This window comes from Algoriphagus aquimarinus, assembly GCF_900112005.1.
Classification (GTDB): domain Bacteria; phylum Bacteroidota; class Bacteroidia; order Cytophagales; family Cyclobacteriaceae; genus Algoriphagus; species Algoriphagus aquimarinus.
Genome location: NZ_FOKK01000004.1, coordinates 242,306 through 254,053, shown reverse-complemented (window position 1 = coordinate 254,053; position 11,748 = coordinate 242,306). Strand labels below are relative to the sequence as shown.

General features: G+C 38.2%; 7 protein-coding genes. 3 read left to right on the top strand and 4 right to left on the bottom strand.

The window, feature by feature from the left end; translation table 11 throughout:
* Positions 1–77: 77 nt before the first annotated feature.
* The 4 genes from BM291_RS06960 to BM291_RS06945 all read right to left on the bottom strand — a co-directional run bounded on the left by BM291_RS06960 (position 78) and on the right by BM291_RS06945 (position 6,446).
* Entirely contained in the window at positions 78–1,307 is a 1,230-nt protein-coding gene (locus tag BM291_RS06960) for a DUF3999 family protein (protein WP_092895685.1), read from the bottom strand.
* Positions 1,291–3,636: a DUF2339 domain-containing protein gene (locus BM291_RS06955; protein ID WP_092895683.1), complete on the bottom strand. Its 2,346-nt coding sequence runs from the start codon at positions 3,634–3,636 to the stop codon at positions 1,291–1,293. The genes BM291_RS06960 and BM291_RS06955 overlap by 17 nt, the downstream gene beginning before the upstream one ends.
* Positions 3,637–4,046: 410 nt before the next feature.
* Positions 4,047–5,522 carry a M28 family peptidase gene (locus tag BM291_RS06950; protein ID WP_092895681.1) on the bottom strand — a complete coding sequence of 492 codons (1,476 nt, stop codon included), beginning with the start codon at positions 5,520–5,522 and terminating at the stop codon, positions 4,047–4,049.
* 213 nt (positions 5,523–5,735) lie between these two features.
* Complete coding sequence (locus tag BM291_RS06945) at positions 5,736–6,446, bottom strand: pseudouridine synthase (protein WP_092895679.1); 711 nt, start codon at positions 6,444–6,446, stop codon at positions 5,736–5,738.
* A 202-nt stretch (positions 6,447–6,648) separates the two neighbouring features.
* Here BM291_RS06945 and BM291_RS06940 point away from each other — a divergent pair, with 202 nt between their 5' ends.
* The 3 genes from BM291_RS06940 (at position 6,649) to BM291_RS06930 (ending at position 11,748) form a co-directional block, all read left to right on the top strand.
* The gene (locus tag BM291_RS06940) at positions 6,649–7,239 is read left to right on the top strand and encodes an RNA polymerase sigma factor (RefSeq protein ID WP_245786794.1); all 591 of its coding nucleotides are present in this window, start codon (positions 6,649–6,651) and stop codon (positions 7,237–7,239) included.
* Between the two features lie 126 nt (positions 7,240–7,365).
* Complete coding sequence (locus tag BM291_RS06935; RefSeq protein ID WP_245786793.1) at positions 7,366–8,289, top strand: FecR family protein; 924 nt, start codon at positions 7,366–7,368, stop codon at positions 8,287–8,289.
* A 33-nt stretch (positions 8,290–8,322) separates the two neighbouring features.
* Positions 8,323–11,748, top strand: coding sequence for a SusC/RagA family TonB-linked outer membrane protein (locus BM291_RS06930; RefSeq protein WP_092895675.1), 3,426 nt, complete (start codon positions 8,323–8,325; stop codon positions 11,746–11,748).

Below are 11,748 nucleotides of genomic sequence, written 5' to 3'. Positions count from 1 at the left end.
ACATTTCACCTCTTTACACATTAACTTTTTACAAGCCAAGCGGCTTCCTTATCATAGTAAATCGAATCTCCAGCATCTCATTTACTTCGCATCATACGCACGGTAAACCATCCTAGTAAAACCATAATAAGTGCCATTATTGACCATAACCAAGCCATATTTTGGAATAGAGGCTGTGCATTGGTAAGCTGTTTATTTGAAATTTGGCGCTCATCACCAACTTTTAACTCAGTGAGATCCTCGGGGATTTTGTCATTAAATTGGACAAGATCATAACGAGGTCTAGATGCAAGCTCATTTCCATAAACTAGATAATAGTCTGCTGGCTGATTGAACCGTACGAGCAACTCATGAACATATCCCTTAACTTCAAAATCCGTAAAAGTTAAGACCTGATTATCTTGGTTTTCAACTGTGATTTTTAGCTTTTGTAGCACTCTACTTTCGAAGCTAAATTCATTTTCTTCTATAGAATTTAACGTTCCTGTCTTCAACGTGCGATAGTTTTCTTTCCAGCCTTGCTGAGTCTCTATACTATCAACTAAATAGGAGACGGTAATAGGACGATAAAAATCAAATCTATCGCTCACGTTGATCCGCAAACGGCTGACTGGCACAGGATTTTCTAAAGTGAGTTCTATCTCAGTAGTTTTGTTTTTAGTTTGGATCGTTGTTGTTTCAGCGATTGAAAAGACGTTAAATGTGCCTTCAAGATATTTCTCATTAGCAAGAGCTACTTTTTTCAAAGTAGGCTTTTTGTCACTAGGAATGAGAAGCCGGAAATAGCTATAGCTGGCCGCAGGAAAAGTGAGTGCACTAAAATGAAAATCTGTTAGGTCATTAGTGATAGACAGGATCCGGTAATCCTTTAGAAGGCTAAACCATTCCTGCTGATTGTGACTGCCCTCAAGCTGTATGTCCCAGTCATAATTATCCTCTCCAAAATCCAGGTTGATTCGATTGATCGGTTCAGCAGAACTAACTTGGAACGTAAAATAGTATCCATTCTCATTCTGAACAGCGTTGATAATTTTTGATTCTATTTCTGTGTCAGAAACCTCATCCATTTTTAGCCGAAGGAGATAAGGAGCTTCTACGGTATCTCTATTTTCCGTTATTCCGTAAATGCGCAAATCAGACAAGTCTGCTCGAACTTTTCCGAAAATTTCATCCGGCAAAATAACCTGATGCCATTCACGGGAAGTCTCACCTAATTGACGAGCATACCTGTATTGATCCAGTTGCCCATAGGAGAAAGAATAAGTCCAGAATAACAGAAAGGTGAAGAGTTTAGCCTGTAGAGTCATCAGAGATAATGTGCTTATACTTGTTGTAGAGAAATGAAATGATCAGAAGTAGAACTCCCAAGGATACAAAAACGATGGTTTTTGAGATCGTATTTAGATTGGAAATATCATAGAGGAAAAGCTTCAACAGTGTAACGGCAAATAAAGCTATAGCACCAATTCGCAGGTAAGCTTTCTTTTTCCAGATTCCCAGTGAAATCAGCAATAGTGAATAGGATCCCAACAAAATGCTAAGCCCTAATTTATAGGTCTGCGAAGAGCCACCGATATCCATCCAGTGCAATAGCTCACTGCTCAGAATCCATAAAATGGAGATATGGAGCAAAGATTCCAGCATTAGATTCATGTTTCGTCTGAAATAGTCCTGTAGTGTAAATTTGTGGACGGCATATATAGCCAAAGCGACAAAAACAAATGATACATACCTGATCCAGAGGTTGTACGATCTTAAAGGGTAATATTCTACCAAGTGCTGACTCAAGTAAGATTGACGCAATTCACTGATTTCATAAAGTGATTGAGTCAAGAAAATAAGGATAGTCAGGAGACTCAGTCCGAGTGTTATGATTCCTAAACTAGAGTTTTTGATGCGTGTGAAGTTGATATAGGACAGAGCAGCGACAAAGAATAGGGAGTAGTTGTTTATCCAAATTGATTTGAATTTCAATAAATCATAGTTTGAATAATTGGCGTCATAATCTTCATTAGGAATGACAACTGTAGATGCATCAAAAAGCTGCGCCCAATACAAATCTATTTCATTTCGAAAGGCATTATATAAGCTTAGAATCAAAATACCAGGAATCACAAAGGATATGAGTTTCAAAATCAATCCTTGGGGAGATAATGCAGAAGGGTAGGTTTTGCTCTGATGGAGAAAGGTGATAAATGCAAAAGCTGTCACAAACAGTATGGAGGACAGGAAATTCACATTGAGTACAGGTGTAATATAGTTTTCATCATAATACAAGAAGCTCAACAGATACGACCAGTCTTGGAGTATGCTTATAAAAGCTAAAAGCATGAGTGGATAAGCTATTTTCTCATAGACTGCCACTCTTTTTGTTTTGCCTATCCAAAATAGTAATGCTGCTTCTCCTGCCCATAAAAGTGTAACCCAGTTGCCATCTAGCTGTATTGGAAAAGTGATTGTAACAAAGAGTAATACCAGTCCAGATACGAGGTAGAACAAGTTACTGTCTGCAAGTTTTTTTCTATAAAAGAGTAGGCTGATCCCGAAATGGATGATCGCATTACAAAGCGCAAATAAGCCCAACAGTTGCTGACCCGTCTCATGCGTACCAAGTAAATCATAGCCCAATCCAAAGAATATAAAGGAGTTTGATACAAGAAGAATGATGTCTCCAAGTTCAAATTTTTCTTTATGCAGGAGCTTATAAGCTATAAATGTGGTGTAAAAAGTGAAGAAGAAAATCAGTAGAAAAATCCAAGCTATAGAATAATGGACAGCAAACTCATAGGAAAAAAGATACCAAATAAAGAAGATGGCCCACGTCAGTCCAAAGGAAGCGTAATAAAGTTGTTTCCAATATTTTTTGAAAGACAAAACAAGGATTCCAACATTGATGATGGTTATGTAGCTTAATAGTACCACTACATTTCCGCTGCCATCACTTAGTAAGAAAGGGACAGCATAAGCTCCAACTAATCCAATATGTGCAATGACTTGTTTATTATACTTAATGGCTACTGCCACTGTGAAAGCAGTAAATACTACCATCAGACCAAAGGTCATTAACTGCGGAATTAGAGAATAGAGGTCATATGCTAAAAAGGTGATAAAGTACATGATGGCCATTGCACCGCTTACGAGTACGGCACTGAAGTTTTCATACTTTTCTTTAAGCTTCATGCCAAATCCTAAAAGACCTATTCCCATCAGATAACCTAAAATGATCCGAGTAAGTGGGCTAATTAATTCATGGTCGATGGAGTATTTCGCACCAATTGCAACTCCGATAATGGTGATTGCAATCCCGATTTTGTTAATCAGATTTTCTCCAATGTATTTCTCTATCTCGGATTTAGTTCTTTGCTTCTTTGGGACATAAGGACGAAATTTTGCTTGGTTTTCCTGAGCAATAGAATGCACTGGCCTAAGCGTGGTTGGTTTCTTTTCTTCCGTTTGACCAGCAATTGCTTGGTTGGGCAAGGGAGGGTGAAGTTCTCCCGTCGATTTAGCTTCTGGATTGAGTTGGCGGATTTCCTCTCGAAGAATTTCTATTTCTTTTGAGAAATCTGTTTGTCTCCTTAGTAATAGATCGAGTTTGCCGGAGAGTATATTTATTTGTTCGTTTTTATCTGTCATTCAGGACTTTCTTGTCAATTATTGTTGTTCCTAGGATTGCTTACTTCATCATTAAGGACTAAAAGCCCATAAGAATCACAGCGCCTCTCCATTGATCAGGTAGTTTTCTTATATTTTTATTCTATAAACTAAAATATATAGGGAAGGATGAAATCCTAAAATCATAGTCTGATATATAGAGTGAATATATGTAAATTAGTTGAATGAGCACTTCCTTTCTAGGATCGAAAAATTACCTCAAATCGCCTGTTTACCTTAAGTTTTAATCGCTGAACCTTATTCAAGAGCGTAAAGACAATTAAACGCAAAAAAGGTAGTAAGTAGAATAAATCCTCAATTCTACTTACTACCTCTCACTTTTTACCTCAAACAATATTTACCACTTACAAGTCAAACGGGTTATAGGTTTACTACTTATCCCCGTAAAGCTTTTTTCCTGCTTCTTCATACTTATCACCAGCCACCCACATTGGTTGGTTAGCTGTATTGGCAATATTCTGAGCAGCAAGGATAAATGATTTCCAATAAAGCGTCACATAATCCAAATCCATGGAGTCCACATGATCACCAGCTTTGTGATAGTATTTGTTGATCTCATCATCAAAAGCCGTGAACCCAAGACTGAAAGTAGGGGCAGGGATGCCTTCTTTGGCGAAATTCACATTATCTGATCTATCGTAAAGTCCTTGCTCAGGAGCTGGATCAGCAATTGCTTTCAGTCCAAAATCAGCAACAGCCTCAGACACCAAGTCATCAGCTGTTGTTCTTCCCAAACCGATTACAGTAATAATGGAAGTATCATTGTATCCTGCACCATCTATGTTCAGATTGTAAATTATCTGATTCAATGGAATAAGCGGGTTCTCTGCAAAGTATCGGCTACCTAGGAGACCTTTTTCCTCAGCAGTCCAAAGTGCTAGCAACACGGATCTTTTTGGTGGGTTTTTAGCAAAAAACTTAGCAGCATTCATAACGGCTACAGTTCCAACTGCGTTATCACGGGTACCATTGTAAATAGAATCGCCGTTGGCGTCAGGAGTTCCTATTCCTACGTGATCATAGTGAGCAGAAAGCATAACAAACTCATTTTTCAAGTTCTTATCTGTTCCCTCGATCCAAGCCACGACATTTTTGCCTTCAATTAACTTGTTTGTTTTTCCTTCTATCTCCAAAACTGCCGATTTAGCATTTCCAGTAGCTATTTCCTTTGGCAATACATTCGAGAGATCTTTCACCCAGATGTAAGGCAATTTGCTTGACTCACCGTTGTCAATTCCCATCTGAGCACGGTTCAGGTAATTGACGATCAAAGGCCATGGAATTGAAGGGATGTTGAATCGCTCAATTAAAGCTATAGCACCTTGCTTTTTGGCATTTGCAGTTTTTTCACTACCCAGAGAGAATAAATCCGCTGGACCCATTTTGTCTGGAGCACCTACGCTACTTACCGCTATTTTACCGGTCAGATCTTTTCCTTCGAAATCAGCCGGAGTACCAAATCCTACATCAATCAATTCATAAGTCCCACTTAGTGATTCTCCATCAAGTACAAGTAGGTTTACACCCTGGCTGAAGGTGGAATCTCCCATAGTAACTTTGCCTTTGGAAGGAGGTGATGAAAGACGGAAAGGAATATTTTGGAAGAACCCATCAGCTCCGGGTACTGGCTTTGCACCAGCAGCTTCCAATTGCTTTGCTATAAAATCATAGGCTAGAGCCATCTCAGGGGCGCCAGGATCTCTACCTTTTAGCTCATCAGAAGCCAAATAGGTCAATGCTGAAATCGCTCCTTTCTCATCGAATTTCTTGTCAATTTTCTTCTTTTGTGCTTCAGCTACAAAAGTCACAGATAATAAGAGGCCGAGGCCTAAAAGTGATTTTTTCATGGGGTTTATAAATTGTGAGTTCTAGATTCTATTAATATCAGCATTGATACAAGTTAGTTTCAATTCTTTATTCTATGGGTAGGAAGACCGCAGACAGCAGACAGAAGTGGCCTAAAACATAGAGTGGAATTATTCGATTTTGATTTTGTTTTTTTAGTGCCAGAAAAGCGGATAGGCATACTAAACTAATTCAATTTTGGGAAAAGATGGGCTTTATTCCTTCAAATGAAGTTCTGACCAGCCCAAATCAGTTATGGTCTTTTGAAAATGAGAAGGAAGTTGAGCCAGCACTGAGATGGTTTCGAATGTAACAGGATGCTTAAACTCAAGTTTTCTTGCATGCAAAAGCAAGTTCTCCATACCGAATTGCTTTTCGAAAAACTGGTTCTGCTTATTGTCACCATGCTTTTTGTCTCCCAAGATATAATGCCTCAAATGTGCCAAATGACGACGAATCTGATGGGTTCTACCTGTTTCAGGTTTCAACTCCAACAAACTATAGCGGCTCGTAGGATATCTTCCTGTAGTATCAAATGGGATTTCAGCCTCGGCTATCACCTGATAAGAGGTTTGCGACTCCTGCATTCTTCCGGATCTCTCGCTTTTCAAAGGATGATCAATCATCGCTGATTTAACTTCAGGAATACCACGCACAATCGCCAAATAGGTTTTCTGAATCGATCGATCAGCAAATTGCTCCTTTAGCAAGGGCAGAATTTCTTCCTTCTTGGAGAAAAGTAAAACTCCACTAGTCGGCCTGTCCAAGCGATGTACAGGTGAAACGTGCTGTCCTATCTGATCACGTAGCATCTGCAAAGCAAAAACAGTCTCATCCGCAGCAATTGCAGTACGGTGTACTAGTAAGCCAGAAGGTTTATTGATGGCAATAAGGTATTCGTCTTCGAAAAGGATGTCAAGACACATGTTCTGAATTCTTTATTCTTTAGTGATCAATAACTAATTTTTTGAAAAGTAATTTTCAATTACAAATATTCATTTTTCGAATCAATTGACCTTTGTTTTCTCAATGCAAAGGTCAATATTGATCATTCTTCTTTAGGATTATGTGCAATTTGTAGAGGAAAAAAGTTAGACATACCTACTCACGAGAGGAGATAAAATTATAATGATAGAAAGTGAACTGATATTTGGACTTAAAAATAGTGACCGACAGGCATTGTCAGTGATCTATGATAAGTATTATCAGGATTTATATTTTTATCTATTAAAGTTCTATTCTCAGGAGGATCTCGTTCAAAATGCCATCCATGATATGTTTATTGATCTATGGAATTCTAGAAAATCAATTGGCGAAATCAAGTCTCTTAAAGCGTACTTGCTAGTATCTTCCAGAAGGAAGCTTTTTAAATTGATTAAGGATATACAACTAAATTCGGATCAAAATTTTTCTTATGAAGATGAGTTGACAGACATTCCTTTTCAATATTCACACGAGGATTTTTTGATAGAAAAGGAGATTGATGATAATCGTAGAATAAAAATTCTGGAAGCCATTAATCAACTGCCATCACGGCAGAAAGAGGCTGTGTATTTACGGTATTATGAAAAATTATCAGTAGAAGAAATTAGTTTGGTTCAGGGAATTAACTATCAATCTGTACTAAATAATTTACAGCGAGCCTATGAAGTATTACGAGCTAATCCATTAATTGTAAATTTTTTAAAAGCCGTTTTGACAGCTTTAATTGTTCACTGAAAAGGGAAAAGTAAAATATTTGTAATTTTTTTCGATTTTGATGAGTATCTGAATTCAATATTCAGCTCTCTATTATAAAGGGACTAATCAAAGGTCTGGTCATTGCCACCTTCTGTCATTTATAATATGAAAAAATCAAGATCAATTTTCGGAGATAAACAGGGCGGTCCAGAAATCTGGAATTCAATAAAATTCGCCAAGCGTAAATTACCCGAAGAACTTATTGCAAGTCAAAAAAACCGACTCATGGAGGGGATATTGGACGACAAAAAATCAACTCCAATAATTCCTATTCAACCGAGGAAGACTATCTGGATTTGGTATGCTGCTGCTTCTATAGTCTTGTTGATGACAGTAGGTAGCTTCCTGTTATTAAAGGAAAATAATTTTGAGACCTCATACGGACAGATTGCTACTGTCCACTTGCCAGATGGAACTTCAGTCACTTTAAATGGAAACTCTTCTATTAGTTATTCGCCAATAAGTTGGAGATTTTTTAATAATAGGAATGTGAGTCTTACAGGCGAGGCATTTTTTGATGTAGCCAAAAAGGAAGTGGATGGCAAAAGAATCAAGTTTCAGGTATTGACGAGAAACCTACAAGTAGAGGTCCTAGGGACACGGTTTAACGTGATTGACCGAGAAGGAAATGAATCTGTTGTGCTCGAAGAAGGAAAAGTGCAACTGATGATTCCAGATGTCCAAATACCCCTTCAGATGGTTCCCGGAGACTATGTGGGGTATGATGCTTCAAAAAAGCGAATGCTGCAAATGGTCGTCCTAACGGAAGAATATACATCCTGGAAAGATAAATACATACTTCTGGATAATAAAACGCTAGGAGAACTAGCGCAGATCATAACCACTGTCTATGGAAAAAAGGTGGTATTTCAGAATGATGAGGATAAGAAAATTCCGTTGGAAGGAAAAGTGCCTTCAGATGAAATTCGGATTTTGATAGCAGCACTAAGGCTTGCTACAAAACTGGAAATAAGCCTCGAAAATGATGTGGTGACTGTCAGTAATTCGAGTAAAACAATAACTATTTAACCCAATAATTATGCTAACCAAAATAACCTACTTATGAGAAAATACTATTACTTAATAACCTTACTGCTAGGATTATTGGTGGTGGGGAGTGGAGCTGAGGTCTTCGGGCAGGAGCTACTTTCCTATAATCAAAAAAATTCTGAGGAGCAGAACAAAGAGAAGAGAAAGTCTATGACTTTCAAATCAGCTATGAAAAAGTTTAGTGGTCATTATGGAATTTCATTCCTATATAGAACTGATCTTTTGGATGATAAGATGGTTGAATTTCCGATACTCGATGGGGATATGGAAAAAGGATTGAGAGAATTATTAACTCCATTAGATGCGGATTTTAGAGAACTACGGGATAAATACATAGTTGTTTTTTCGAAAAATAGAAGTCTGGATACTTATACCAGTGGAGTGGAATACCTAAAAGTGAATTCTAACTATTTGGAAAGAAAAATTACTGGTAAAGTCACCGAAGCAAATGGAGAAAGTCTTCCTGGAGCTACTATACTAATTAAAGGGACTAACATCGGAATTTCTTCAGATTTAGATGGAACCTATCAAATAGTAATTCCTGATGAGTTAGAGAATCCAGTTCTAATATTTTCTTTCATTGGTTTTGACCCGCAGGAAGTGGTTGTGGGAAATCAAACCGAAATCAATATAGTACTTACAGATAATCTATCCTCTTTGAACGAAGTAGTTGTAGTAGGCTACGGTTCGGTAAAGAAAAGTGATTTGACGGGTGCTGTATCTTCGGTCAAAGCGGATGAAATTCAACAAACTCCTATTACTTCCATTGACCAAGGTTTAGTAGGGCGAGCTTCAGGTGTGATGGTGACTCAAACCTCCGGCATGCCAGGTGCCGTCGCTTCCATTAGAATTCGTGGTTCCAGTTCTCTTCAAGGAGGAAACGAACCGCTTTATGTGATTGATGGCTTTCCTGTGTACAGTGGTTCTGGATTTGGGGAAACTGGTGGAAATGCTCAAATGAGTGGTTTGTCAACTATAAATCCAGCGGATATTGAATCCATAGAAATTCTAAAAGATGCTTCAGCTACGGCTATTTATGGAGCTAGAGCTGCAAACGGAGTAGTTCTAATCACTACCAAAAGTGGGAAAGAAGGCAGGGACCAGATTTCCTTTGATGCTTATTACGGTGTTCAAAGTGTGGTCAAAAAAATTGACGTAATGAATGCTTTTGATTATGCCACGCTAGTCAACGAGGCCTATACTAATGATGGTTTGAGTCCTGTTTACGACAGCAATAAGATGTCTGAACTTCAAGCTAATCCAAAAGGCACTGATTGGCAAGATGAGCTTTTTAGATCAGCACCTATTCAAAATTATCAGTTGTCCTTTTCCGGAGGAGATAAAAAGACCAATTATGCAATTTCGGGTAACTACTTCAATCAAGAAGGAGTAATCATCAATTCAGGGTTTAAGAGGTATTCTGGAAGGGTTAACATTTCCCGTAATATCAGTACCAAATTTAAAATAGGCACAAACCTGAACGTAAGTCAGACCAATTCAAATGCTGTACCTACTGATGCTGGCGGTGCTGGAGGAGTAGTAACAGGTGCGATGAAATTTAATCCTGTGTTACCTGTGTACACCAACGAATTATTGGGAGAATATACTCAGGTGAACAGTCCAGGGATTATTTACGCCAATCCAGTGGCTTCGGCAAAAGAGCAGGTTAGAGAAAGCAAAATGCTACGGGTACTTGGAAATGTGTATGGAGAATGGGAATTTATTCCAAACCTAACAGGTAAAGTGTCCTTCGGTACTGACTTAGTTAATACCAAGTTTGACACTTTTATTCCTTCTAATATTTTCGAATCAAATGGAGTAGCAGTAGCCAGAGTAAATGGCGGATACACTACCAATTGGCTGAACGAAAATACCTTAAACTGGAATAAAAAGATAAATGATGATAATTCTGTTTCGGTTCTAGGGGGTATTACATTCCAGAAGAATTTCTTCGAAAGTATAGGAGCTTCTTCACAGGATTTTGTGAACAATGTGTTGCAGGAAAATTCTCTGGGATCAGGATCTATCTACAATCAGCCCTCCTCCTCAAAAACAGAATGGAGCTTGGTTTCCTATCTGGGAAGAATCAATTACAACCTGAAAGAGAAATACCTTTTGTCTTTAAATGGTAGAATTGATGGTTCATCTCGATTTGGTGAAAATAACAAGTATGCTTTCTTCCCATCTGGAGCTTTAGCATGGAGAGCGTCAGAGGAAGATTTCATTAAGAACATGAACACATTCTCTAATTTGAAAGCCAGAGTAAGTTATGGTATCACAGGTAATCAGGAAATAGGATTGTACAATTCACTTCCTACGTTATCTAATACTACTTATACGATCGGTGGTGCGTTAGTAACTGGTTTTTATCCAAACTCTATCCCTAATCCAAATTTACAATGGGAAAAAACTTCGCAATTTGATTTTGGCTTAGACTTCGGGTTTTTTGATGAGCGTTTGAGATTCACAACAGATTACTATTTCAAAAAAACGACTGATTTGATTTATGATGTTGCAGTTCCTTATGTATCTGGATTTGCTTCATCGCTTCAGAATATAGGAAGCGTGCAAAATCAAGGCGTAGAATTAATGATAGAAGCTGATGTGATTGCAAACAGTAATTTCCAATGGACTTCCTCATTTAACATCTCATTCAATAGAAATAAGGTTATTGAGCTTGGAGGAGAAGATTACAAGGATGTAGGTGCCGATGATGGCCATTTGAAAACCGGATCAGTCCACAGACTGATAGTAGGACAGCCTATTGGTTTATTCTACGGTTATGTGTCTGACGGAATTATTCAAAGTACAGAAGAATTGGCTGCTGGACCTGTGGGGCCAACCAATTGGGTAGGAGGAAGAAGGTACAAGGATATTAGCGGTCCAAATGGTGTTCCCGACGGACTCGTAAATGCTACTTATGATAGAGCTATCGTAGGTGATCCTAATCCTGATTTCTTTGGCGGATTCACCAACACTTTTTCTTATAAGCGTTTTGAAGTCAATGTATTTACTCAGTTCTCTTATGGCGGTGATATTTTCAATTATAATGAAATGGAGCTATTGCTTCCTTCTGGTGGTCAAAATGTGTACACAGAATTGGCGAATAGATGGACTCCATCTAATCCAAGTGAAATCTATCCAAAAGCCACTACTAATAGATCTGCTGTATTCAGTGATGTGTTTATTCAAGATGGTTCCTATCTCAAAATCAAAACGTTGACATTTGGTTACACTTTCCCACAAATGGAATCTAAGGTTTTGAGTGGGCTTAAATTATATGTGACAGGCCAGAACATGTTCACATTTACCAACTACACTGGATACGATCCAGAGGTAAGTTACCGTGGCGCTACTAATCTACAATTAGGGGAAGATTTCGGTGGATATCCACAGTCCAGAACATTTATGATTGGTGCAAAAGTGAATATTCAATAA

Excerpts from the sequence above, each read along its gene's own strand:
- BM291_RS06950 (WP_092895681.1), bottom strand. The coding sequence starts at position 5,522 with ATGAAAAAATCACTTTTAGGCCTCGGCCTCTTATTATCTGTGACTTTT.
- BM291_RS06955 (WP_092895683.1), bottom strand. The coding sequence starts at position 3,636 with ATGACAGATAAAAACGAACAAATAAATATACTCTCCGGCAAACTCGAT.
- BM291_RS06945 (WP_092895679.1), bottom strand. The coding sequence starts at position 6,446 with ATGTGTCTTGACATCCTTTTCGAAGACGAATACCTTATTGCCATCAAT.
- BM291_RS06940 (WP_245786794.1), top strand. The coding sequence starts at position 6,649 with ATGATAGAAAGTGAACTGATATTTGGACTTAAAAATAGTGACCGACAG.
- BM291_RS06960 (WP_092895685.1), bottom strand. The coding sequence starts at position 1,307 with ATGACTCTACAGGCTAAACTCTTCACCTTTCTGTTATTCTGGACTTAT.
- BM291_RS06930 (WP_092895675.1), top strand. The coding sequence starts at position 8,323 with ATGAGAAAATACTATTACTTAATAACCTTACTGCTAGGATTATTGGTG.
- BM291_RS06935 (WP_245786793.1), top strand. The coding sequence starts at position 7,366 with ATGAAAAAATCAAGATCAATTTTCGGAGATAAACAGGGCGGTCCAGAA.